This is a genomic window from Parasphingorhabdus sp., from assembly GCF_036568145.1.
In the GTDB taxonomy this organism is placed as follows: domain Bacteria; phylum Pseudomonadota; class Alphaproteobacteria; order Sphingomonadales; family Sphingomonadaceae; genus Parasphingorhabdus.
This window is the reverse complement of the sequence record NZ_DATCTC010000019.1, coordinates 1-23,302: the sequence shown is the minus strand read 5'-3', so window position 1 is coordinate 23,302 and position 23,302 is coordinate 1. Positions and strand designations below refer to the sequence as shown.

Annotated in this window: 19 protein-coding genes; 6 read left to right on the top strand and 13 right to left on the bottom strand. The window is 52.8% G+C overall.

Annotated elements, in window-relative coordinates:
* Positions 1-89: 89 nt before the first annotated feature.
* The 4 genes from VIN76_RS06815 to VIN76_RS06800 form a co-directional block, all read right to left on the bottom strand.
* The gene (locus tag VIN76_RS06815; protein WP_332041081.1) at positions 90-980 is read right to left on the bottom strand and encodes an FAD:protein FMN transferase; all 891 of its coding nucleotides are present in this window, start codon (positions 978-980) and stop codon (positions 90-92) included.
* 133 nt (positions 981-1,113) lie between these two features.
* Positions 1,114-1,935, bottom strand: coding sequence for a DUF4198 domain-containing protein (locus VIN76_RS06810; protein ID WP_332041080.1), 822 nt, complete (start codon positions 1,933-1,935; stop codon positions 1,114-1,116).
* A gap of 54 nt (positions 1,936-1,989) precedes the next feature.
* On the bottom strand, positions 1,990-2,550 hold the full coding sequence (locus VIN76_RS06805) for a DUF2271 domain-containing protein (RefSeq protein WP_332041079.1): 561 nt from the start codon (positions 2,548-2,550) through the stop codon (positions 1,990-1,992).
* Between the two features lie 8 nt (positions 2,551-2,558).
* A complete protein-coding gene (locus tag VIN76_RS06800; RefSeq protein WP_332041078.1) occupies positions 2,559-3,254 on the bottom strand; it encodes a PepSY-associated TM helix domain-containing protein in 696 nt (231 codons plus the stop codon).
* A gap of 366 nt (positions 3,255-3,620) precedes the next feature.
* Between VIN76_RS06800 and VIN76_RS06795 the strand changes: the two genes are divergently transcribed.
* A complete protein-coding gene (locus VIN76_RS06795; protein WP_332041077.1) occupies positions 3,621-5,813 on the top strand; it encodes a TonB-dependent receptor domain-containing protein in 2,193 nt (730 codons plus the stop codon).
* Positions 5,814-5,969: 156 nt separating this feature from the next.
* Here the strand turns inward: VIN76_RS06795 and VIN76_RS06790 are convergent, their stop codons facing one another.
* The 5 genes from VIN76_RS06790 to VIN76_RS06770 are packed head-to-tail and all read right to left on the bottom strand — an operon-like array spanning position 5,970 to position 11,369.
* Positions 5,970-6,710, bottom strand: coding sequence for a ZIP family metal transporter (locus VIN76_RS06790; protein WP_332041076.1), 741 nt, complete (start codon positions 6,708-6,710; stop codon positions 5,970-5,972).
* Between the two features lie 39 nt (positions 6,711-6,749).
* Complete coding sequence (locus VIN76_RS06785) at positions 6,750-7,967, bottom strand: ABC transporter permease (protein WP_332041075.1); 1,218 nt, start codon at positions 7,965-7,967, stop codon at positions 6,750-6,752.
* Entirely contained in the window at positions 7,967-8,656 is a 690-nt protein-coding gene (locus tag VIN76_RS06780) for an ABC transporter ATP-binding protein (protein WP_332041074.1), read from the bottom strand. Before VIN76_RS06780 ends, VIN76_RS06785 begins: the two co-directional genes overlap by 1 nt.
* Positions 8,653-9,960: an efflux RND transporter periplasmic adaptor subunit gene (locus tag VIN76_RS06775; protein WP_332041073.1), complete on the bottom strand. Its 1,308-nt coding sequence runs from the start codon at positions 9,958-9,960 to the stop codon at positions 8,653-8,655. Before VIN76_RS06775 ends, VIN76_RS06780 begins: the two co-directional genes overlap by 4 nt.
* Positions 9,957-11,369 carry an efflux transporter outer membrane subunit gene (locus VIN76_RS06770; RefSeq protein WP_332041072.1) on the bottom strand — a complete coding sequence of 471 codons (1,413 nt, stop codon included), beginning with the start codon at positions 11,367-11,369 and terminating at the stop codon, positions 9,957-9,959. Before VIN76_RS06770 ends, VIN76_RS06775 begins: the two co-directional genes overlap by 4 nt.
* Before the next feature lie 480 nt (positions 11,370-11,849).
* Here VIN76_RS06770 and VIN76_RS06765 point away from each other — a divergent pair, with 480 nt between their 5' ends.
* Genes VIN76_RS06765 through VIN76_RS06755 form a run of 3 tightly spaced genes read left to right on the top strand, consistent with a single transcriptional unit; the run spans position 11,850 to position 17,355 of the window.
* Positions 11,850-12,983, top strand: a complete 1,134-nt coding sequence (locus tag VIN76_RS06765) for an efflux RND transporter periplasmic adaptor subunit (protein ID WP_332041071.1) — start codon at positions 11,850-11,852, stop codon at positions 12,981-12,983.
* A 5-nt stretch (positions 12,984-12,988) separates the two neighbouring features.
* Positions 12,989-16,099: a CusA/CzcA family heavy metal efflux RND transporter gene (locus VIN76_RS06760; protein WP_332041070.1), complete on the top strand. Its 3,111-nt coding sequence runs from the start codon at positions 12,989-12,991 to the stop codon at positions 16,097-16,099.
* On the top strand, positions 16,096-17,355 hold the full coding sequence (locus tag VIN76_RS06755; protein WP_332041069.1) for a TolC family protein: 1,260 nt from the start codon (positions 16,096-16,098) through the stop codon (positions 17,353-17,355). Before VIN76_RS06760 ends, VIN76_RS06755 begins: the two co-directional genes overlap by 4 nt.
* Positions 17,356-17,427: 72 nt before the next feature.
* Here VIN76_RS06755 and VIN76_RS06750 read toward each other — a convergent pair whose 3' ends face one another.
* Both VIN76_RS06750 and VIN76_RS06745 read right to left on the bottom strand, forming a co-directional pair.
* On the bottom strand, positions 17,428-18,228 hold the full coding sequence (locus tag VIN76_RS06750; protein ID WP_332041068.1) for a TlpA disulfide reductase family protein: 801 nt from the start codon (positions 18,226-18,228) through the stop codon (positions 17,428-17,430).
* Between the two features lie 226 nt (positions 18,229-18,454).
* Positions 18,455-19,348 carry an oxygenase MpaB family protein gene (locus tag VIN76_RS06745; RefSeq protein WP_332041067.1) on the bottom strand — a complete coding sequence of 298 codons (894 nt, stop codon included), beginning with the start codon at positions 19,346-19,348 and terminating at the stop codon, positions 18,455-18,457.
* 65 nt (positions 19,349-19,413) lie between these two features.
* Here VIN76_RS06745 and VIN76_RS06740 point away from each other — a divergent pair, with 65 nt between their 5' ends.
* Entirely contained in the window at positions 19,414-20,643 is a 1,230-nt protein-coding gene (locus tag VIN76_RS06740; protein ID WP_332041066.1) for an acyl-CoA dehydrogenase family protein, read from the top strand.
* A 27-nt stretch (positions 20,644-20,670) separates the two neighbouring features.
* Here VIN76_RS06740 and VIN76_RS06735 read toward each other — a convergent pair whose 3' ends face one another.
* Complete coding sequence (locus VIN76_RS06735) at positions 20,671-21,756, bottom strand: acyl-CoA dehydrogenase (protein WP_332041065.1); 1,086 nt, start codon at positions 21,754-21,756, stop codon at positions 20,671-20,673.
* Between the two features lie 46 nt (positions 21,757-21,802).
* A complete protein-coding gene (locus VIN76_RS06730; RefSeq protein ID WP_332041064.1) occupies positions 21,803-22,426 on the bottom strand; it encodes a TetR family transcriptional regulator in 624 nt (207 codons plus the stop codon).
* Between the two features lie 160 nt (positions 22,427-22,586).
* Between VIN76_RS06730 and VIN76_RS06725 the strand changes: the two genes are divergently transcribed.
* Positions 22,587-23,302: TonB-dependent receptor plug domain-containing protein (locus tag VIN76_RS06725; RefSeq protein ID WP_332041063.1), on the top strand; the 716-nt coding region annotated here is incomplete at its 3' end.

Below are 23,302 nucleotides of genomic sequence, written 5' to 3'. Positions count from 1 at the left end.
ATAGGGAGCAAGAATAACTGGTGCGTGACACAAACCCGAGCGAGCGGGCCTTTTGTTTAATGGCAAATTCGCACCACTTTTAAAATACATCATTCTTCGCAATATTCGACCCATTTTTGGCTGGAATACGCCCTGCCTTCTGCGATTATCTGGGCGGCGATCTTGTGATGATTCGCGAATTCCGTCCCCGCATCGACACCTTTCACCATGATTGCAGTTGCCAACGCATCGGCCTGCATGCAGCCGGGATGGAGGACCGTGACCCGTGAGACGGCCTCTGACAGCGGCCGACCGGTTTCCGGCGAAATATTGTGCGACCAACTTTTATCGCCATAGGAACGTCGCCGTACATAATTGCCGCTAGTCGCGACTGCCCACCCGCTCAAAGCAATACGCGAAGGAGCGATGTTACCGACCTGATCAATATCGACCCACCATGGCTGTCCATCCGGTTTTACGCCTATAGCCCGTAATTCACCGCCTATCTCAACCAGCGCATGACCTATGTTTTGGGCTTCCAGTATCGCTATCGTGTAATCAACGGCAAAGCCCTTGGCGATTGCGGACAAATCTATCGCTAATCCGCCGGGTTGAAAAACCAGCCTGTTTTTCTTGTCCACGGAAATATCCCGCCAATCAAATCGCCGCCTTTCCGGAAAAGCGTCTGGGTCCGGCAACGCGGAAATCCTGCTGTCGGCCCCAAATCCCCATAGATCGGTCAAATACCCTATCGCCGGATCAAATGCGCCATTACTCGCTTCGGCTATATTGAGTGCCATTGACAGCACCGTCACGAATTGCGGCGATATTTCAACCCAGCTGCCCGCTTTCGCGCGATTAAATCGGGATAGTTCGGAATGGGGGTCCCACTGGCTCATCTGGCTTATAATATGACGAAAGCCACCCTCTATCGCAGACTTCAACAAGGACGGGTTGCAGGACGGATCAACGACCAGAGAAGCCGTCCACGACGTGCCCATCGTATCGCCATTAAGATGTAATAAACGGCCCTCAGGCTCCGCATTCAGGCGCGTTAAATCCAGCGTCGGCGGAATGAGTAACTCTATGTTACTTACCGTCGACACTAGAATATTTTCGGATGCTTTTGCGTGATCAAAGGGGTAGAAACTCTAACACAGCCGAATAGGATGAGCGCCGCGAGTTCACCTTGGGTATCGACACCTCATCATCGCTGACACTGGCTTCCAAATAATATAGACCGGGCTCATCGACCGTGACCTCAAATATGCCAGCGGCATCCGTTTTCAGATTCATATCCTCCACCGTATCGCGGTATCTGGTCCCACCGCGGACCCATTCGATTTCCATATCGGCGGCAGGCTTTCCATCGATCAAGAACTTGAACTGCGCGGCCTCCCCGACAACCAGGTCATTGGGGTGGGATACAGGCACCATTTCCAATCCTTGATTGGTAGGGGCGAGCGCCGTTTCATTCGGCGCGCCCAGGGTCGCAAATGTTTCAGTACGCCCTGAAACCAGTGATATATTGATATCAGTCGCGCCTTCCGGAAATGCGCTATCCAGTTCTTCCGCCGTTCCGCGCCAGCGCTTGCGCTCTTGGCCCAGTTTATAAAAGGCCATTAAGCCGCCGTTGACGAGCGCAATACGGTATGTACCCTGCTTTGCCATTTCTACATCGAAACTGCTGCGAGTTGCGCCGGAACCGAGAATTTTTGCATCAATAGCTTTTCCATCAGGACCAAGCACGACAAGATCATTCAGCGGCATTGCGCGATGATCGAAAACAAATAATTCATTTGATGAAGCGGCGTCAAAGGTGACAACCTCTTTCTCTCCTGACATCACTGTTGCAGATGGCAGCAACCAGCGACGGTGGGCATCCGCGGGACCAGCTATTAACCCCATCAATGGAAGGGCAATTGCTATCGATTTCAAGTGACGCTTGATGGACATAATATAGTTTCCTCTTCAGATTCTTGTATGTTCTGGAGTTTGCGGGACTTCAAATTACGGTTTGATCGTCAAGGATATCGCGCCCAATTCGCTCTTGCCCTTGCCTGAATAGGTTTTTGCGCCTTTTCCCGGCCAATTAAACGGCACTGTCACTAATTCTCGTCCGCCAACTTCGCGAGCGGCTTCCACCTGCAATTTATAACTTCCTGCCGCAAGTCGCCCAAGTGGCCGCTTGTTCGCAGCAAAAGAAACTCGATGCGTGCCGGGTGCCTGTGTCGGGCCGCTTATGCCGTCTGCGGGCATCTTTGCATTGCGGCCAGCTTTGCGCCACCAACCGCGCATATCGGCAAGCCACTTGCGTCCGTCATCGGCTTTAAGGTCAACATCGTATAATACACGAAGTGTTGTAACGGCCTTGCCCTTTTCATCCTCTATCCAAATCGCGACATATGGTCTGTGATATTCCGCAACTTTCATCCGAGGAATATCAAAACTTACCGTCATCTGCTGCGCATGGACGGACGGGGTAGCGAGGCAGGCGACACCGCTAACGGCAAGAGCCCTATACACCAATGAACCGTAGGAATTGGGCATTAGAGGGAGCGAATATTTCATAACTATTCTCAACTGTGCATGAATAAAATGATGAGCAAAAGCGGCAGGATTAATCCGGCGCCGACTATCGGCCATGTCGATGGCCGGTGACGGGCATGAAGCTGCAACAGGAAAAATCCGGTGAGACAGAATATTATGCAAGCAACAGCAAATATATCGATAAACCATGACCATGCGGCACCGGTATCGCGGCCTTTGTGTAGGTCATTGAGCCACGAGATCCAGCCTCGGTCGGTGGCTTCATATATTACCGCGCCGTTTATGCGGTCAAAGGACACCCAGCCGTCCCCGCCCGGCTTTGGCAGGGCGACATAAATTTCGTCATCGCTCCATTCAACCGGACGACCGCTCAAATTAATTTCAAGTTGCGTTTGCGCCCACGCATTGAGCACGCCGGGTACCGGGACAGCATCTCCGCCTTCAATTTCAGAAATACTATCCAGCAACGGGGCGGGCAGCTCTTTCTCAACCGTCTGCACTTGCGGTGCACCCTCAATCGCTCCGGCATGGTTAAGTGTGATGCCTGTAATGGCGAAAAGAAGCATTCCGATCAAACAAATCGCGCTGCTCATCCAATGCCAGGTATGAAGCTGTTTTACCCAGAATGAAGACACGCGTTTTTTACGCTTGCGCCCGACTATAGCGCTATTCGCCTGGCCGTCAGACAAAGTCCGCTGAAGTGATATTGCTTCGGGATCGCTCATCTTGGGGTGCGATCAAGAATCATCTGGGAATGGATAGACATAGTTCAGCCTATTACGCACTTGCGAGTGACAATCAATAGTATTAGCCGGTATGTGTTGAAATTTTATGGATTGTGGCAGCAATTTTGGCCGCAACCGCGACTTTCGAATGGGGCACCTGCTTATCCGATGCTGACCTTAGAGCGATCCTGGCGTTGACTATACTACCATGGATTACTCATTCAAAACCGAATCGAATCAATTAGTTAATGCGTTCATCCACTAGGTCGAACACAATAATAGAAATTTTTCACATAGCCAGTTGACGCGCTCCAAGTCCTTCGCATAAAGAACAGCAACTAATAATCATTTGCATTAAGGGGCCTCATGTCACAGCATATCAATTCTCATAACGGTACTCTTGCGCGTGCCGGTCTATCACTAACAGCCTTATCTATGGCGCTGGTGTCCATTCCGGCAGTCGCACAGACCAAGGAAGATAGTGGTGATAGCATGGAGGAAGGAACCTCTGGCAATACGATCGTGGTTACCGCCGCTGGATTTGAGCAAAAGGTCACAGACGCACCGGCCAGCATTAGCGTGATTGATCGCGAAGCTCTTGAAGAAAAGCGATACGGTAGTCTGGCCGAGGCATTGGATGACGTTGAGGGCGTTGATATTGGCGCAACGGCAGGGAAAACTGGCGGTTTGAATATTTCGATCCGCGGCATGCCCAGCGAATATACACTGGTTCTGATAGATGGCCGACGCCAGAATGCACCAGGCAACGTGACGCCAAACGGCTTTGGCGAAACCAGCACCAGTTTCATTCCGCCGTATTCCGCTATTGACCGCATAGAAGTCGTGCGCGGCCCCATGTCTACGCTTTATGGATCGGATGCCATGGGCGGGGTTATAAACATTATCACGCGAAAAGTAGGTGACCGGTGGGTTGGGACAGCTACTACGGAAGTTACGGTTCAGGAAAATTCCGAATTTGGCAATCGTTATGCCGCCAATGGATTTGCACAGGGTCCATTGATCCCGGATTTAGTGGGGTTGAGCGTTCGCGGCAGCTATTTCCATCGCAATGCCGCCAATCTTGAATTTAAAGATGTAAATGGTGACCCCGTGCCAGTGAACCAGCGCGGGCCAAGTCCGGTCAAAAGCGATGTATATACGCTGGGCGGTCGCCTTACGATCGCACCGCATCCGGATCACGACATCTGGATTGAAGCCGATATTGCCCGTCAGAAATATGACAATGTTGGCGGCCAGCTTGGCACTCTCGACGTCCCCGGCGCGAACAGGGGCTATGGGCCAGAGCTGAAATTTAACCGCGATAATTATGCGCTAGCCCATAGTTGGCGGGCGGGCTTCGCTAATCTTGACACTACACTGACACGGTCAGTAACCGAAACGCTAGGTCGCACAATACCTAATAATTCGCCGGGCTTGGTGGCGGGAGATCCGCGCACCCTGAATGCCAAAAATACTGTTTTGGACAGCCGTGCCATAATTCCGATTGCATCTCACACCGTGACGATCGGTGGCCAGTATTGGTGGGCAAGAATGACCGATGGTATCGCCGCCGAGAAATTCAGCTTCGATCAATGGGCCCTGTTTGGTGAATCCGAAATAGTGCTTCATGACAAGTTTCGGGTAACTTTGGGCGGACGTTATGACGACCACACTATATTTGGCAGCAAGTTTTCTCCCCGTGCTTATGCGGTTTTAAGTTTAACCGATTCCGTGACGCTGAAAGGCGGCGTCAGCCGGGGCTTTAAAACACCGCGTCTGGACCAGATTACACCAGGGATTACCGGGTTTACCGGACAGGGCACAATACCCGTTATCGGAACACCAACCCTGAAGCCGGAAACCAGCACATCTTACGAGGCGGGCCTATACTATAATAACGGAGGATTTTTCTCGGGTAATGCTACATTTTTCTACAATGATTTCAAGGACAAGATCGCAAGTGGTCCGGAAGTTCCTAATTGCACATATGATCCCTTGGGAACCGGCGCGCAGAATCTGCCAGGCTGTATTGATGTAGGCAATTTTCCGGCGATTGATGTATTTGGACAGACAGTCAATGTGGACAAAGCTGTTACTCAAGGCGCAGAAATTGCAATGCGGTTTAACGTCACACCAGCAATCTCGCTTTACGCAAATTATACCTATACCGACAGCGAGCAGAAAAGCGGGCCGGATCAGGGCTTGCCCTTGATCGGGACACCCAAGCACATGGCGAACGCCAATCTGCGATGGAAACTATCTAACCAGTTCACGACATGGGTCCGGGGAGAATTTCGATCAAGCCGTTTCCGTGGGACTGGCCGTACTGCCACACCGGAACAGGCAGCGCTTGGCAATTACAAAGGGTATACGCAGCTCCATCTGGGTGCGAATCTGGACGTGACAGAAAACTTCCGGCTGTCAGGGACAATATACAACCTCCTGGGCAAGAATTTCGTGCGCTATCTGCCCTATGATAGCGGAGCATCCTATGGTCAGGAATATGCCAACCTCATAGAACCGCGCCGCTTCTGGCTATCAGCCAGCATCGATTTTTAGGAGCAGTAAGACATAGCTCAGCTGGCCTAAGCTATGTCTTATTATCCTATTCTACGGATCAAAAGCGGCCAGCCGGCTTCCTGCTCACTGTCTTTTGAAGGGGGATCTATTAAGATCAACCTGCCGCTCGAGAAACTGGTATCGTCCAGTTTCAATCTAATGCGCAAACTGGATGAGCCCTATCGTGCCAATTCCGGCTGCTATAAGGGTAAACTGGAGCAACACTGATCCCGGCGTCATCCTACGATGAAGGCCCGGCATTAGATCGGCTAGGGCAATATATATAAAACTGGCTGCGGAGAGCGCCAGAATATAAGGAATGGCCTGCTGCGTTTCTCCGAGAAAATAATAAGCTATAATTGCTCCTGGCAGGGTTGTGATGGAGGACATGGAGTTAAGGATGAGAGCCTTCAGTCTGGAGTAGCCATTTTCCAACAGTATAGCGAAATCCCCAACTTCTTGCGGAATTTCATGGGCGATCACGGCCAGAGACGCCGCAATGCCAAAGGGGATCGAAGTCAAAAAAGCCGCAGCGATGACGAAGCCGTCGACAAAATTGTGAAAGGCATCGCCGATCAACAGCAATGGCCCCGAACTCGCGTGGACTTCGCATGTCTCGTCGTGACAATGACGCCAGATAACCATTTTTTCTAGCGCAAAGAAAAGCACAATCCCGGCCAGAACGGTGCCGCAGACCGCTATCGGCGCGGCATGGGCCAAGGCCTTGGGTATCATCCCGAGAAATGCAGCGCCGAGCAAAGTACCGGTAGCATAGCTGATAAGGCACGGCAGTATCGATTTACGGGCCTTATCCGGAAACAGCAGCATCAATGCGGCACCGGCTATTGCACCTAGGCTGCCCAGCACACTGAAAACGATGATCCAGCCCAACAACATTATCTCACTTCACTTTTCCATGGAACTTATTCCAGACGGTTATTCAGATCTCAAGGCGTCGATTGGATTAAGCTTTGCCGCTCGCCGCGCAGGAAAATATCCGAAAATGACTCCGATAACCGCAGAAAACAGAAAGCTGATCACATTTATCTGGATATCAAACTGGAATTCCAGACCCATGAGTGGAGCCGCAACAATCCCTACAATCAGTGCCAAGATTATTCCAATCAGTCCGCCGAGACTAGACAATACAATCGATTCTACCAAAAACTGCATCATCACTTCTCGGCCGAGCGCGCCAATGGCCAGTCGGATACCAATTTCACGCGTTCGTTCGGTGACGCTCACCAGCATGATATTCATAATACCTATGCCGCCTACCAGCAGGCTGACACCCGCGACCGCGCCCAATAAGGTCGTCAGGATACCTACCGTTCCGGATACCGTATCAGAAATTTGCTTGGCATCGAGGACATTGAAATCATCTTCTTCGTCCGGTCCCAGATTTCGGCGTTCCCGCAACAAAGCGACCATCGATTCTTTCACAGCGTTAGTCTCATAGGCAGGATCAAGGCCAATCATGATCGAGTTGATATCCTGATTACCGGTCATCTGTCTCTGGACAGCTTTTAACGGCATAATCACAGTATCATCCTGATCTCCGCCAAAACCACTTTGACCGCGTTTTTCAAGAACACCGATAACCTGACAGCTAACACCCTTGATGCGGAAATTCTGTCCAATGGGATCGGCATCCCGGAACAGATTTTCAACGATTGTCGAGCCAATGATGCAGACGCTTTTGCCAGCTTGCTCCTCCTCCGCAGAAAAGTTTCGTCCTTGCTCCAATTCCCATTTCCGGGCGATGAAATAATTGTTGGTCGTACCATTGATTTTGGTCGTCCAGTTTTGCGCATTTCTAATGGCGGCGCCGCTGGTCTGGACTTGGCCGGCTACCACCGTGACACCGCCAATCTGTTCGGCAATGGCAGTGACGTCGGCTTGCTTGAATAAGGGAGGCGCCTCGCCGGCCCCGCCTCCACTGCCAGGACTGGCCCGCTGCCCTGGATATACTTGCAGAAGATCAGAACCCAGAGCGCTGATAGAGGTCTTGATTGCCTCTGTAGCCCCATTGCCAAGCGTAACCATGGTAATCACTGACAAGACGCCGATCATGATACCCAATAGCGTGAGGAAGGAGCGCATCAGGTGCCGCCGGATTGCACGGAATGCCAATAGAAATGTTGTTGCCAGCATCAATTTTGCTCCACGCGTTCGACCAGCCCATCCTTGAAGATAACAATTCTGTGGGCAAAGGCCGCGAGTTCGGATTCGTGGGTGACCATCATGATGGTGATACCGCGTTCCTTGTTGAACTGTGTCAAAAGTTCCATGATTTCTTTTGATCGTTCGCTGTCGAGGTTGCCGGTCGGTTCATCGGCCAGCAGCACAGTCGGCTCCGAAACGATGGCGCGGGCTATGGCAACACGTTGTTGCTGGCCACCGGACAGTTCGTTCGGTGTATGATCAGCCCAAGGCACAAGACCGACGCTATCAAGCGCCTCCAAAGCCAATTTTCGCCTCTTCGCCGGAGTCTCACCCCTGTAAAGCAAGGGCAGTTCGACATTTTCAAGTGCGGACGTCCGGGGCAAAAGATTGAACCCCTGAAAAACAAAGCCCAGATAACGCCTGCGCAGCAAGGCTCGCTGATCAACATTGAGTGATTCAATCGGCACGCCCTTGAAAAGATACGAACCGGTGGTTTGCACATCAAGGCACCCCACGATATTCATCATTGTCGATTTGCCTGATCCGCTGGCCCCCATGATGGCGATGAAATCACCTTCATTTATCTCCATATTGACGCCTTTGAGCGCCTGAAAAGCAGCTTCTCCTTCACCGAAGGTCTTGGTGATCTCGATCAGTTTGATTATAGGCTTGCTCATTCTGCGGCTTTTGCTTTTTGCCCGGTCACCACACGCTGTCCAACCTTGATATCTTTTCCCGTGACAGCCGTTTGACGACCATCGCTTTGGCCTGTCACCACGGTGACTTTTCGCAATTTGTCATCATCGTCCAGAACATAGATTGTCTGTCGGCTGCCGACACCGATTCCGGTTTCCTGAGTGATCTGGGTTCCGCCAGCGCGGCGCGGCCCGAATTCAAAGCTGCCGCTTTCTTCGGTTTCCTCGTCTTTCGGGGGAATATAGCGGAGCGCTGCATTGGGTACCATCAGCACATTTTTTTCACCACTTGTCCGGATGGTTGCAGTCGCGGTCATACCCGGCCTCAATTTCAGATCATCATTATTGAAATCGAGAAGCGCCGTATAGGAAACGACATCTGACGCAGAGGTGGAGCTAGTTGAAGTGCCGGAGAGATTGGTTGAACCGAGATTAACCCTTGATATCGTCGCCGGAAATTTCATGCCAGGATAGGCATCGACGGTGAAGCTGCCGCTCTGCCCTGCCTCTACTTGCCCGACATCCGCTTCATCGATGGCAACTTCAAGCTGCATGCGAGACAGGTCTTCGGCAATAATGAAAAGAGATGGCGTATTAAAAGATGCCTGTACCGTTTGACCCGGATCTATAAGCCGTTTCAGTACCACTCCTGACGTTGGCGCACGGATAGACGCACGTGATAGCTGGGTTCTGTTGGAAGACAACTCGGCTTGCACGGCTGCAACATTGGCTCTTGCCGAATTTAACGTAGCTGCTGCTCTCGCCACTGCGGCTTTCTGTGCGGCCATTTCTGTATCTGACGGCACCTGACCATTTGACAGGCGCTCGACTTCTCTCAATCGGCGCAACTGTGCCTGGGCCTCTTCCAGTGACGCTTGCGCGCTGACGACTGATGCCTGGCTGGCAGCCAGGCTTGCCTGTGATTGCTTGACGATATCCATAAGCCGTTCTGTGTCAATTGTTGCAATAACTTGCCCTTTTGACACCCGGTCATTAACATCAACCATCACTTCCCTGACGATACCGGATATCTCCGAACCGATTTCAACTTGCTCTGTTGGCGCAAGATTTCCCGTAGCGGTTACATCCACCGTGATGTCGCCGCGCTTTACAGTATCCGTTACATATTCAGTGCCAGTATCGCTGAAGAATAACTGACTGACAATCAGGGCTACAAGCCCAATTGCAACCGACAGAAGGGCCCACTTCCCGTAACGCCATATTGGAGAAGGTTCCGGGATTTGCAGAAATTCATCCAGATTAGCGGATTCGCCAGATGCGGTCATTTCGAGGCCTCTTCATTATCGGTTTTTTGCGGCACAGGCTGCCACCCGCCGCCCAAAGCCAGATACAATTGAATTGCGGAAGTCAGTTGGTCGGCCCGGGCAACTGCCAAGCTGTCATTTGCCGACAGTAAGCTGCGCTCGGACTCCAATAACCGTTGGAAGTCAATCAATCCGGCCCGGTAATTGTAGCGTGCCAGAATTGCGGCATTGCTGGCCGATCTACTCTGATCCGAAAATGCAGAAATGCGCGCTTCTGCCGTGCGCCGGGCTATGATGGCATTTTCCACTTCTTCGAGAGCTGTCAATATCGTCGAACGGTAGGCCGCAAACGCGCCATCTGCGGCTGCCTGCTGTGACCGCACAACAGATCTCCGGCTTCCCGCGTCAAAAATGCTTTGCGCGATTGATGCGAACAGTCCGCCGGTCAGGATATCGGTAATATTGCCAAATTCGCTTGATGTTGAGCCAATATTTCCCGTGAGTGTCAATGCCGGATATAGTTGTGCCTGGGCAACACCGATCAACGCAGTAGCTGACGCAAGGTCGCGCTCGGAAGCTAGAATGTCCGGGCGTTGACGCAATATGTTGGCCGGTGCGCCTCTGGCAATAAAATCCGGAATGGTCGGAAGTCGTCCATCATCTCCTAACAAGCTGTCCACGGCGCCGGGTGCTTGTCCGGTGAGCACCGCCAGACGGTAGCGCGCAGCGGCTTCAGATTGCTCCAATAACGGAATTATGGCAGCGGTCTGCGCCCTTTGGGCACTGGCTTGCTCGACATCGACCGAAGAGACCAGCCCGGCCTGGGCGCGCCATTTGGCGATTTGGAAATTGCTGTCCTGGTTCCGGATGCTGTCCTCGGCAATGCGCAGGCGCTCCTCAAAGGACCGGACTGTAACATAATTACGCGCCAATTCTGCAGCAATCAATGTTCGGGCGTTGGCAAGACTGTATCCCGCTGCTTGAAAGGATGCCAGTGCCGCCTGTCTGGATCGCTTCAGACCACCAAATATATCCGCGCTCCAGCTCGCATCGATCGAGCGCGAGAAAGACCAGCTGTCAGGCGCTTCGGAGTAGAAATTTCTGCCACTGCTGCTTGAGATACCTATGGCTGGCAGTTGAGCGGCCCCCGATTGGATGAGTGCCTCACGGGCCTGGACGACTACTGTCGCTGATTGTGCGATATCGAGATTTTCCGACAGTGCCGTGTTGATCAATTCAGCAAGCACAGGATCATTAAACAGGGACCACCACTCAGATATATCGGCGGTCGGAATTCCTTCATTTCCTCCGACATATTGTTCGGGCACCGCGAGATCGGATGCAGAATACGGGTGATATTCCGGACCTTGAGTGCAACCCGCAAGAAACAGGCCGACGATTACTATCAATCGAGAAAGTTGGGATTTCATTTAGTTTGGCAACCCATCACATAGCGATTTGCAGGATTACTTTTTGATCTTGAACTGGCGGCACGGGCCACACCAAATGGCGTGCTGAAGAAGGAGGAATTGGTCATTGGATAAGCCACGTATAAGTCCCGTTCGTTTGTTTATTTTGCGGACTATGACCTGATAGGCGCTGACATATTATCGGGAACATTACGTATTTAGGTTCCACCGTTAATGGACCTAGTCAAAATATAACTTAAATATCCCCAAGCGCTGAAAGATAGCGATAATGAAGAAATATGAGATCAATTCGCCAGTCAGAACCACAAACAAGTTTTCGCGAATTAAGTATTCAGTAATCATCTTGGGCTTGGCGGCTCTTCAAAAATACGGAATGATGACAACCGCAATTAAATGAACTTTGCGGGAAACAACCTGCAGTCGCGTGATTGAGACATTTTTCAAAGCTAGCTATCAAGCCTGCATTTGGTGAGAGACCATATGACAAGTAGAAACAAAATTCTGGTGTTTGCCTTGGCGACAGTTCTTGTTTCAGCAGGTGTATTTTATGCCCTGTCCAGAAACCCGGCGATAAATTCCGATACGACTGGGGTCGTAACTGCTGCCAAGCCAGGAGCCATTTCGGCAGCGCAAATCAAAAAGCTCGGCATCCGGATTGTGGCGGCACAGGCTGCTGACGCGATTCCGCTCGGGACGGTCCCGGCGATGGTCAGCCTACCACCGGAAGCCAGGGTCGCGGTAGCCGCGCCATTCGATGGAACGATAGTAAGGCTGTTTGTGGTAGAGGGTCAGGCAGTGGCTCGAGGGGCTGCTCTTGCATCTGTAAAAGCCCGTGAACCGGTGCAGATTGGGGCTGATCTAGCCCGGGCACGTGCACAATTGGATCTGGCGCAAGCCAATGCCCGGCGATTGAACCAGCTCGCCCGTGAAGGTATTATTGCAGGCGCCCGGGCCGACGAAGCCAACGCAGCGTTGCACGCCGCGCAAATCAACGTGTCTGAGTATCAAAGAATATTGTCGCAAGCAGGAGCAGGAGGCAGTGGCCAGATGACCCTGCGTGCACCTATCGGGGGCCGTGTATCAGGGATCAACGTCCAGACCGGCGGGCCGGTTGACACGATGACTGCGCCTTTTTTAATCGAGAATACTTCATCTTACATGCTCGACATTCAATTACCCGAGCGGCTTGCGAAGAAAGTTATTCCCGGCATGACGGTGGAGCTGCAACTGCCCGGGACATCTGCGGCTGGTGAACCTGTTCCTGTTAGCGGAACGATCATTTCTGTCTCGCCCTCGCTCGACCCGATGACCCGCTCGGTCATGGCAAAGGCTCGCATAGGCGCAGCGCCTGGCATAGTTGCGGGTAAAAGCCTTTTGGTGACGATCAATGGAGATGGCAGCGAGGCCGGTGTTTCTGTTCCGGCAATGTCTGTCACGCGTATCGGCGATAAAGACTATGTGTTCGTTATTTCAGATAATCACGTTGCAAAGCGCGAAGTGACATTAGTCGCTCAATCCGGCGACAGCGCTATCTTGAGCGCCGGATTAAAGGCGGGCGAAAAGGTGGCCGCGAGCGGAATTGCGGAACTTAAAGTCATGCTGGCCGAGGACTGAATCCCATGTTGCGGCAACTAGTTGAAAAAGCGCTTTCCTTTCGTCTTGCCGTAATCGCCATTGCGACCGGACTTGCCGGTTTTGGTGCCTATGCGTTTATCAACCTTCCCATTGATGCTTTTCCCGATATCAGTTCGACGCAGGTGAAGATCATCCTGAAAGCGCCGGGCATGACGCCTGAGGAGGTCGAAAGCAGGGTTATCACACCGATTGAGATGGAAATGCTCGGTATCCCGGATCAGACGGTCCTGCGGTCGGTGGCAAAATACGCGATCGCGGATATTACGATCGACTTCAAGGATACGACGGACATCTACTGGGCGCGCAGTCAGGTTGCGGAACGTCTGAATGGCGTGATGGGAGATATCCCCGCGACGGTAACCGGCGGCATGGCACCCATTTCAACTCCCTTGTCAGATATGTATATGTTCACGTTGGAAGGCCCACAATCGCTGGCTGAAAAACGGCGTATTCTTGACTGGGTCGTGCGACCGGCACTGCGCACAGTTCCCGGCGTAGCAGATGTCAACGCTCTTGGCGGCTATGTTGAAACTTATGAAGTAGTACCAGACAATAGTGCGCTCGCCGCAACCAACCTCACCATAGATGATTTACGCAGCGCGATTGAAAGCAGCAACCAGAATGACGGCGCGGGACGGCTGACAACCGGAGAGGAAACGCTCATCGTCCGCACGGTTGGCGCTATCCAGAGCCTTGACGATCTTTCAGGCATTATTGTCAAATCCGAAGGCGGAATGGTTGTTCGCGTCGGTGATGTCGCGCAGGTTCGAACAGGCAGCCTCACCCGATATGGTGCAGTTACCAAAAATGGTACGGGCGAAGCAGTGCAAGGCCTGGTAATTGGCCTACGCGGAGCAGATGCCAGTAAAGTGGTCGATGGCGTTAAAGAACGGCTCAAGGAAATCGAACCCAGTCTGCCCGCATCATTGAAGATCGACCCGTTTTATGATCGATCAGACCTGATTGGTCGCGCCGTTGGTACAGTCGAAGCAGCATTGGTCGAAGCGACCATATTGGTCGTTATACTGCTGCTCCTTTTTCTCGGCGACATAAGGGCGTCGGTAATCGTTGCCCTCGCCCTGCCAATGGCAGCATTGTTCACATTCATCGCTATGCGTTTTCTAGGTTTGACAGCCAATCTCATGAGTCTTGGCGGGCTGGCCATCGCGGTTGGTATCCTTGTCGACGGAGCCGTGGTGGTGGTCGAGAATGTTGTCGAGCGCTTATCCGACGAAAAACACCGTAGCGCCGGCAAACTCCATAATATCTTCATTGCCTCGGCTGAAGTGGCAAAACCTGTTGCGTCGGGCCTTGCCATTATCGCACTGGTCTTCTTGCCGCTGCTCACATTGGAAGGGCTTGAAGGTAAATTATTTGCGCCGGTTGCATTAACGATTGTGCTCGCGTTGTTCGCAGCGTTGATTTTATCATTAACACTGGTTCCGGTTCTGGCTTATTATGTTCTAAAAATACCAGAGGGCCATCACGAGCCATGGTTGATGCGCAAATTATCGCCGTTCTACAAACGGTTATTGGATAGCGCTTTTGATCGAAAATCCGCTGTATATAGTATTGCGGCCGTCTCTCTGTTGATCGCGGGACTTGCGTATAGCATGACCGGAAAAACCTTTCTGCCGACCATGGATGAAGGCTCTATGATCGTTCAGTTGACCAAATTGCCGAGCATCTCGATTGACCATAGCGTGGCGGGTGATATCAAAGTGCAGAAAGCCATTCTTGCTGAAGTTCCGGAAGTAACCGATGTGATCGCCAGGGTGGGTAGTGACGAGCTCGGACTTGATCCAATGAGCCCAAATGAAACCGACAGTTTTCTGAAAATCAGGCCGCGTAATGAATGGCAAGTGGCTAACAAGGATGAACTTACCGAGAAAATTCGCAAGGTATTTGATGATTTGCCGGGCATCGAACCCAGTTTCACCCAGCCCATTGAAATGCGTATTTCAGAAATGCTCACAGGTGCGCGCGGTGATCTTGTGATCAAACTATTTGGTCCCGATCTGGACGAGCTTTCCAAAATTGCTGGCGATATTCAGGCCCGCTTGCAAAAAATAGAAGGCACGACCGAAGCGATGACGGTAGCCAATGACACAGTTGACTATCTGCAGCTCGATATTGACCGGATGGAGGCTGGCCGCAGCGGCATGCCCGTTGACATGATGCAGGATATGATGCGCGCCCAAGTTGAAGGTGTGCACTCCGGCGTCGTTGCCGATGGCAACCGACGTATACCAATCGTGATAAAAGGCGAAGGCAGTCGGGGCATGAGCCCGCAAAGCTTTACCGACCAACTCTATCGATCACCCACCGGTCAATTGGTACGTGTCAGCGATATCGCTACCGTCAATCAAATTGCCGGACCGGTCAAACTCGAACATGAAAATGGATCGCGCTTTGCCATGGTTCAGGCCTTTGTTTCCGGGCGCGATCTGGTTGGTTATGTTGAAGAAGCCAAAGCCGATATTGGCACAAATGTGAAACTGCCTTCCGGATACCGCATCGTCTGGGGCGGACAGTTTGAAAACCAGCAGCGTGCGTCGGCGCGGCTGATGATTGTGCTTCCGATATCTCTTATTCTTATTTTTATCGTTCTTTATGCAACTCTGAACTCATTCCGCGCGGCGACCCTCATTCTCGTCAATATTCCCTTCGCGATAGTAGGCGGTATGGTGGCATTGGCTGTCTCTGGTGAATATCTGTCCGTTCCCGCTTCCGTCGGCTTTATCGCGCTGCTTGGCATCGCGGTCCTCAATGGTCTGGTCATGGTCAGCTATTTCCGACAGCTCCGCGAACAAGGTCTGTCAATGGCCGAGACGGTTCGGATCGGCGCCGCCCGCAGACTTCGACCGGTCTTGATGACTGCTACCATAGCTGCATTTGGATTGGTGCCGCTATTGTTCGCGACCGGCCCGGGATCGGAAATCCAGAAGCCGCTTGCGATCGTTGTGATCGGTGGCCTTGTGACTGCGACAATGCTCACACTAATTTTACTGCCCATGCTATACGAGCGTTTCGGTGAGAGTAAGTCCGAGCGAGAGGCCAACACTCGGAACTTCAGCGAAGAGAAGCTATCATGAGGAATGCCCTATACGCCATCTCGTTCTGGCTGGTGATTACGGCCCCCATTGCCGTCGCGGCACAAAGTGACGCCGGACTGCCTGATGAAGCGGCGGTTCAAACGGCTTTGGACGAGCATCCCAGCGTAATGGCGGCACGTGCGCGCGTCGAGGCGGCCAGGTCAGATGCCCGGGCCCTCAAATATGGTCCCCATGAGGTAACCATATCAGGCTCCTATTCTCGACGCGACGTAGATAATGAAGGTCGGTTCAACGAATTTGACGCGACCGTCATGCGACCGTTCCGTCTTCCCGGCAAAAAACGCCTGGACAAGCAGGCGGGCGAATATGGCCTCATTTCTGCCGAAAACCGCGCCGAAGATATGAAGCATCAAGCTGCAACCTTGTTGGCGGAACTGTGGTGGGGTTGGCTGGGAAATGCGGAAGAAGCCCGCGTTGATGCTCAGGCGGTCAAGAATTACGAAGCGATGCTTGCATCGGTGAAGCGTCGAATGCAAATGCGCGATGCTGCTCAGCTCGACGTGGATCAGGCCGAAGCAGCTTTGGGAACCGCAAGACTGAAAGCCGAGCAATCCAAGGGCCAAGCAGAACTCGCCCGCGTGCGTCTTGCTGCCCAATATCCAAGCCTGCCCCTGCCGGTGGAGCCGCCTGAGCTACCTCTTCCAATTGTTCCAGCCGACGGATTTGCCGCACTGCGCGATCTGGTTATCGCGCGCAGCCATGAAATTGCCGCAGCCGATGCAGAAGCTGCCCGGGTAAAGGCGCTAGCAGAACGGGCCCGGCGTGACCGGATTGCAGATCCTTCATTGGGCCTTCGGGTATTCAGCGAGCGAGACGGGATGGAAAAGGGAGTTGGTCTTCTCGCTTCCATCCCTCTTGGTGGCAACCATCGCAGCGCGCTGGCTGATCGCGCAGAAAGGGAAGCACAGGCGGTAAGTGCCGAAGCAGGTGCTGTCCGGTTCGATGTTCAAGAGATGGCCGATACGGGCTTTGCTTCCGCCAATGCAACCTGGAGTTCGTGGAAGCGCAGCCGAGAAGCCATGAAGGCGCAGGTTGACGGTTTGACAAAGATGCGGCGCGGACATGATCTGGGCACATTTGATCTATCCGATCTGTTGCTGGTAGAACGCATGACCAACGATGCATTTCGCTCGGAAGTTCAGGCGAGAAAGGAGGCATTGCTTGCAATTACCAAGCTCCGGATTGACAGTCATACTCTTTGGATCGGTGATGACGATCACGAGGAGGAACAATGAGCTGCTAGCAATGTTCCCCCTGCAAGAAGCGCAGCAGCGCCGAGCACTAAGGTTTCTTTATGTTTCATCATATCATTTCTTTTCAAGTTGGGAGATCTGATCGAGAAGAGCTGCGCGTGAGATCTCACCAAGATGTGTTGCCACGATGTCTCCTCGTTCATCGATAAATAGGGTGGTGGGCAACGCTCCTCCTTCAAGGATCCGCATAAGTTCGCCGTCCTGATCGAGCGCGATGGCGTCCGACGCGATATTTGCTTCTGTGAGATAGCGTTCAACCTGTTCGGCAGGCTCTGCCTGATTGACCAGTAGAATCGGAACATCTGAACTGGCGGCAACGTCTGCCAGCATCGGCAATTCGCGGCGACAGGGCGGGCACCAGGTAGCCCAAAGATTTATGACAAAAGGTCTGCCCCTGAGGCTCTCAGGTTCAATCTTACCGCCTTCGAGCGTGATCAGAACTGGCATGTCGGGTAACGCTTGCGGCGGAGACCTGAGCAAGACGTTTCCGCCAGCCCATGCTAGTGAGAGCGCCGCTATGACTGCTAGGGAGAAGCCGCTGGTCCGGTTGATTCCCAGCATCATCACCATAACGACGGCGGCGATTGCAATTCCTGCCCAGACGCTGAAACCGCCCTGCCAGAAGGCAAGAGCTAACCACCAGTCCTGCGAATAGGCTTCCAGATGAAGCACAATATAGGCGAAACGGGCAGCCAGAATTCCCGCGACCAGCGCCCAAAGGGCCGCTTTCGCCGCATCGCGACCGGTCTTCTCTCCAATTTTCCCCACTGCCAAGGTGAATATCACCAGGAGTGCTACCGCGAACAGACGGTCGGCAGCAAACATGAACGGCCCCAGCTGTACGATATTCGTCATACGTAGTTGTTCCTCTTGCTACCTTAAGATTCGCTTATACGAGCTTAAGCCTGACATAAGCATGTTCTGCAAGCGGTGCGGGCTAAAGAGACTTTATTTGCGTGTTTTGATAGTCGAAGATGAAGATGCGCGGGCCGTACTTTCTTCGGGCCATGAAGCGGTCGTTCTCGACATCGATTAAGCGACTTTGATTGGGTTCAATTGACTAAATTTGACAAGATGAGAATTAGTCCGAACAGCTCGGAACAACAGTTTTTCGCCAGGCGGTATCTCCAGCAAGCCCGAGACGTTCAGCCGCCATCCAGGCGGGTGAATCCCGGTCCACTTTCCGATCGGCAATCTTTGCCATGGCCTTGACAAGAAGGGTGTCACGCAGCCCCAGATCCCATTCTTCACCAAGTTGCAGGCTCTGACGCACCGCCGGAGGCAGGATAGCGACAGCTGCCCGGGCCAACGATCGATGCAGGAATTTCGGAACCGATGGCGCGGCGCGTCCAGACTGAATAATTTCCAGGAATTCGAGATTGATCGGATGCGGTTCGAAACGCGGGGCCAGTTTCTCCATCATTGCGAGAAACTCGACTTCCGAGTCGGGTAGTTCGGTAACGCCATAAAGGTCGGCAATGGGACCAGATTCCTGCCAGAAACGTCGCTTTTCGGCTTCGTCCAGCCGATGGACGAAGCGATCATAGGCTGTAAGGAAACCATATTGTGCGGTGGCAAAAACCCAGTTGAGCAATTCCGGGTCCAGGGCGGTATAAGCCTCACCTGAAGGGGTTTTCCCGGACACCTTGGCGTGCATCCGGTTGACACCTCCAATGACTTGCCGGGCTATGCTTTTTGGGCCGTAAACACCAATCATAGCGATCATGCCGGTACGCTGCGAACGCCCGATGGGATCGGTTGGATAAACCGAATGATCCCATACACCTGAGCGAATGCGGGCGTCAGCAAATTCCATCAGTACGGCTGCAACCCCGCCGATGGCTAGAGCAACAGGGTTTTTGAAAATCCGCCATTGAACCGAATCCGGAGAGCACAAGGCCTCCTCTCCAGCCGGTTTGCTGAAATCGATACGGGGGCCTGTCGAGGAAGTGGCAATTGTGGTGTATTTGTTCATCCGGATTTGACCTTTCTGGAAGAACTGTTATCAGTTTTGATAATAGGTTGCAACGGGATGAAATTATGAACCTCGAATGGTCGGAAGAAGAGAAGACGTTTGCCGAAGAGATCCGCGCGGTCCTTGAACAGGAACTGACTGACGATATACGCGAGGCAGACCGCTATGCGACAAGTGTCTATCCGGACCACGAGGCTTCAATGGCCTGGCAGGAAAAACTGCATCGAAATGGCCTGGCGGCACCACACTGGCCAATCGAACATGGCGGAAAGGACTGGACTGCCGCCCAGCACTATATTTTTGCCTGTGAGCGGGCCAGAGCGCGTGCGCCCTCATTGTCGCCCATGGGAATCCATATGGTGGCACATGTTATCGCAGCTTTTGGCACACCGGCACAGCAGGACTTTTTCCTGCCCCGGATTTTGTCCGGGGAAGTCTTTTTCTGCCAGGGCTATTCCGAACCAAATGCGGGGTCGGATCTGGCAGCATTGCAGATGAGCGCCGTGCCCGATGGCGAAGACTTTCTGCTCAATGGATCAAAGATTTGGACTACGCATGCACAGGAGGCGAATTGGATATTCTGCCTTGTTCGCACCAAGAATACCGAACGTCGTCAAGAAGGAATAACATTTATCCTGGTGCCTATGGACCAGGATGGCGTCATCGTTCATCCGATCACGATGCTGTCTGGTGAAACCGTCCAAAGCCAGATATTCTTCGAGGATGTTCGCGTGTCGCGCACGAATGTCATCGGCGAAGTCGACGCGGGATGGCGGGTCGCTAAATATCTGCTTGAGTTCGAACGGGGCGGTTCAGCCTATTCGGCTGGTCTGAAGATCCGGGTGTCGGATATTGAAGAGCAGGCCACTAGCATCCCGAAAGGCGATGGAAGGCTAAGCGATGATCCCATATTTGCGCACAAACTGTCGCGAGCCAGAATGCGCGTTGACATACTGGAGGTGATGGAATTGCGATTGCTATCGTCTGCCGGGAAAGGCGAGAGTGTTGGAGCAATGTCTTCACTCATGAAGATCATGGGTACAGAACTGGCCCAGCATCTCACCGAGCTTGCACTGGAAGCGTCCGGATCATCGGGGACAGTGTTCCAGCCGCATCCAACGCGCCCAGGGGCGGGAATTGCGGATTACACAGCGCCAGAGGACGGATATGTCTCGGGGACAACATGGCAAGCGGTTGCCCCTCTGAGATATCTCAACGAGAGAGCCGGCTCCATCTATGCCGGGTCCAACGAGATTCAGCGCAATATTCTAGCGAAGCATGTGCTCGGGCTCTGAGGCTTTGCCTCCTGCCAAGACATCGATTCAGGAAGACTGTTGGTAACGGGAAACATGGTAGTCTGTATTGCCCAGCCGGTTCTCAAGCACCATCGCTCGTTTGAAATAGTGGCCGACACGCAGTTCTTCGGTCAGTCCCATCGCTCCGTGAAGCTGGATCGCCTCTTGCCCAACAAGTCTCAGCCCTTCTGACAAAATTGCCTTGGCTGCCGAAACCGCAGCGTCATCATCGACTTTCAGCGTGGCGAGTAGCGACGCCGCCGAGAGTTCCTCCACCTTCAGGAACATGTCGACCATCCTGTGTTGCAGCGCCTGAAAGGAACCAATCGGAACGCCGAACTGCTTACGATCACGAGCATAGGAGACAGTGTCATCGAGCATGACTTGTGCCGCTGCCGCTCCTTCGGCACAAAGCGCCGCGAGAGCGCGATTTACAGCTTTTTGCAAAGCACTGGACACCATGCTGCCTCGTGCAAGCAAGGCGCTTGCAGAGATTTCCAGATCGTCGAGGATCAAGTCAGCGGATGGCGTATCATCAATCAGACGAAACGGCTTGATCGCCCCTCCAATTTCCTCCTGACGAACGGAAAACAGAGCTAACTCGCCGGAAGGCAGGCGCGCCGGAATCAATATGATGTCGGCATCCCCGGCGAAATTTACCGCCAGTTTTTTGCCGTTCAGTTTCCAGCCGCTTCCAGCCTGCTGTGCCACGCACTGAATATGTTCGATATTCCCGCGCGTTTGCTCTTCTTCGATGGCGGTGACCACCAGTGCATCCTGTCCTGCGATCAAGCGGACGAGATCATATTCGCCCAGATCGAAGAGCAAGGAAGCAGAAAGAACGAGAGAATCGACATAGGGGGTTACTGCGAGGGCCTTGCCCAACGCACCAGCCACGATCATTTCGGCCTCCGCACCGCCGCCGAATCCTTCGACATCTTCGTCAAGCCCTGCCCCTGCAAAGCCGAGTTCGTCGGTCATCTGCTTCCAGAATGCGAGAAAACTGCCCTCTCCCCGCTGTTTGACGCGAGATTCGAACGGGAGTCGTTTTTCAAGAAAGCGCTCCAGAGATTGTGCTAACAGCTTTTGCTGGTCATCAAGTTGCAGGTCCATAAACAATCACTAGCCATAATCCTTGTTAATTATCAAGTCTGATAATTCAGGCGAGCAATCCGGACAGAAGAGTATCGACTGTCTGCTTCTTGTAACGTTCATGCAATTCATCATCAGCTGCCGGCATCCCTCCGAACACGGCAGAAAGTGTAAAACGATTGGAGTAGAGGCCATCTGCCGCGCCGATTGTGTTGAAATAGAAAAGCTTAGGATCGACCTTGCGAAATTTGCCCGCTTCGATCCCTTCTTCAATGATCCTTCGTTGCGCATTGGCAATCGGCTTGAGCAATTCTTCTGCAATATGGTGGACGCGTTCGGTCGTGGCGTCACGTACCAGTGCCTGGATAAGGCGGTTGAGATATGGAATCCGGTAATAAGTATCGACAATCCCGGCAAGGTGAATACGCATCCGTTCGACTGGAGGGACATCAAGGGTAAATAAATTGTCGAGCTGATGGATTGCGTGCTGCACATCACGGTCCAGCAGAGCCATCAGCATCCCTTCCTTGCTGCCAAAATAGTAGCGGATCATGCCGTGATTAACCTCGGCCCGGGCAGCGATATCGAGAATTCCGATGTCAATTGTGTCAAGCTCGCGCATTAAGGCGCTTGCTGCATCAAGAAGCACTTCGCGAATGTTTCTCTTCTCGTCGCGTGTGGCGGCCTGCATCAATCTTCCCCAGTTGTTACGATATCCCTTAGATATCCCTGATCGTATCGCACAAGAACAGATTGTGCGACCCATAACAATAGCACTTGCCTTTGCTATCAGATATGATAATTATCAATGTTGATAACAATAAAAATATGTTTTTGGAGGGAGGATGAAGATGTCATTGACAAAAGTCGTACGCGGAATGCTGATGTCTGGAGCAGGATTGGCCACTATTGCACATGGTTTTCCGGCATTTGCTCAGACAGTCATTAATGAAGAGGCCGAGAATACCAATCCACGTGATAACGTCATCATTGTAACCGCCACCCGCCGGGCCGAGGCAATTGATGATGTCGGGCTCGCAATCCAGGCATTCTCCGGAGATCAACTCAATAACCTGCAGGTAAACTCGACCGAAGATCTGCAACTTGTCGCGCCCAGCCTGAACGTGTCGCGAGGGTATCAGGGCATCCCGATTTACACTTTACGCGGCATCGGCTTCAATACGATCAACTTGTCTGCAACATCAACAGTAGGCACCTACCAGGACGAGGTTGCCCTCGCCTATCCCTTCATGAATAGCGGGCCGGTCTATGACCTTGAACGTGTCGAGGTTCTGAAAGGTCCGCAGGGCACGCTTTACGGACGCAACACCACCGGCGGTCTCGTCAATTTTGTTACTGCCAAACCCGAGTTTGGCAAACTGAATGGCAGCGTGGCCATAGAGGTCGGAACTGAGAAAACACTCAACTCCGAAGGCCACCTGAACGTGCCGCTCGGCGAAGACGCCGGCGTGCGATTCGCATGGCGCACCGAAGATAGCTGGGACGGGTGGCAGCACAGCGTGTCGCGCAGCGATACTCTGGGCGAAGTACACCGCTATGGCGGGCG

Coding starts and splice junctions, on each gene's coding strand:
- VIN76_RS06815 (WP_332041081.1), bottom strand. CDS start 980: ATGGGCACGTCGTGGACGGCTTCTCTGGTCGTTGATCCGTCCTGCAAC.
- VIN76_RS06810 (WP_332041080.1), bottom strand. CDS start 1,935: ATGTCCATCAAGCGTCACTTGAAATCGATAGCAATTGCCCTTCCATTG.
- VIN76_RS06805 (WP_332041079.1), bottom strand. CDS start 2,550: ATGAAATATTCGCTCCCTCTAATGCCCAATTCCTACGGTTCATTGGTG.
- VIN76_RS06800 (WP_332041078.1), bottom strand. CDS start 3,254: ATGAGCGATCCCGAAGCAATATCACTTCAGCGGACTTTGTCTGACGGC.
- VIN76_RS06795 (WP_332041077.1), top strand. CDS start 3,621: ATGTCACAGCATATCAATTCTCATAACGGTACTCTTGCGCGTGCCGGT.
- VIN76_RS06790 (WP_332041076.1), bottom strand. CDS start 6,710: ATGTTGTTGGGCTGGATCATCGTTTTCAGTGTGCTGGGCAGCCTAGGT.
- VIN76_RS06785 (WP_332041075.1), bottom strand. CDS start 7,967: ATGCTGGCAACAACATTTCTATTGGCATTCCGTGCAATCCGGCGGCAC.
- VIN76_RS06780 (WP_332041074.1), bottom strand. CDS start 8,656: ATGAGCAAGCCTATAATCAAACTGATCGAGATCACCAAGACCTTCGGT.
- VIN76_RS06775 (WP_332041073.1), bottom strand. CDS start 9,960: ATGACCGCATCTGGCGAATCCGCTAATCTGGATGAATTTCTGCAAATC.
- VIN76_RS06770 (WP_332041072.1), bottom strand. CDS start 11,369: ATGAAATCCCAACTTTCTCGATTGATAGTAATCGTCGGCCTGTTTCTT.
- VIN76_RS06765 (WP_332041071.1), top strand. CDS start 11,850: ATGACAAGTAGAAACAAAATTCTGGTGTTTGCCTTGGCGACAGTTCTT.
- VIN76_RS06760 (WP_332041070.1), top strand. CDS start 12,989: ATGTTGCGGCAACTAGTTGAAAAAGCGCTTTCCTTTCGTCTTGCCGTA.
- VIN76_RS06755 (WP_332041069.1), top strand. CDS start 16,096: ATGAGGAATGCCCTATACGCCATCTCGTTCTGGCTGGTGATTACGGCC.
- VIN76_RS06750 (WP_332041068.1), bottom strand. CDS start 18,228: ATGACGAATATCGTACAGCTGGGGCCGTTCATGTTTGCTGCCGACCGT.
- VIN76_RS06745 (WP_332041067.1), bottom strand. CDS start 19,348: ATGAACAAATACACCACAATTGCCACTTCCTCGACAGGCCCCCGTATC.
- VIN76_RS06740 (WP_332041066.1), top strand. CDS start 19,414: ATGAACCTCGAATGGTCGGAAGAAGAGAAGACGTTTGCCGAAGAGATC.
- VIN76_RS06735 (WP_332041065.1), bottom strand. CDS start 21,756: ATGGACCTGCAACTTGATGACCAGCAAAAGCTGTTAGCACAATCTCTG.
- VIN76_RS06730 (WP_332041064.1), bottom strand. CDS start 22,426: ATGCAGGCCGCCACACGCGACGAGAAGAGAAACATTCGCGAAGTGCTT.